The organism is Vibrio sp. A11, assembly GCF_013048705.1.
GTDB classification, from domain to species: domain Bacteria; phylum Pseudomonadota; class Gammaproteobacteria; order Enterobacterales; family Vibrionaceae; genus Vibrio; species Vibrio metschnikovii.
The window spans coordinates 1-546 of record NZ_VHSI01000078.1; the positions used below are offsets into that span (position 1 = coordinate 1).

Annotated in this window: 1 protein-coding gene; it reads right to left on the minus strand. The window is 47.8% G+C overall.

Annotated features, from left to right (window positions below; genetic code table 11):
- A partial coding sequence (locus FKQ60_RS17835; RefSeq protein ID WP_170906833.1) for a GTP-binding protein occupies nucleotides 1-546 on the minus strand: 546 nt, incomplete at both ends.

Genomic DNA, 546 nt, shown 5'->3' on the forward strand with positions numbered 1-546 from the left:
CTACAATCTTCGCTTCCCACTGCTCTTCACCGTTCAATGCACCTAGTGCTGAACCTTGAATTACTGGTAGGTCGTCGCCTGGGAAATCGTACTCAGAAAGAAGTTCACGAACTTCCATCTCTACAAGCTCTAGCAACTCTTCATCGTCTACCATGTCACATTTGTTCATGAATACAACGATGTAAGGAATACCAACCTGACGGCCTAGTAGGATGTGCTCACGAGTTTGTGGCATTGGGCCATCTGTCGCAGCTACAACTAGGATACCACCGTCCATTTGCGCAGCACCAGTGATCATGTTTTTAACATAGTCAGCGTGTCCTGGGCAGTCTACGTGTGCGTAGTGACGTGATGGAGTTTGGTATTCTACGTGTGAAGTAGAAATAGTAATACCGCGCTCACGCTCTTCTGGAGCGTTATCGATTGACGCGAAGTCTTTCGCTTCACCGCCGTATACTTTTGCAAGTACAGTACAGATAGCTGCTGTTAGAGTGGTTTTACCGTGGTCAACGTGGCCGATAGTACCAACGTTTACGTGCGGTTTCG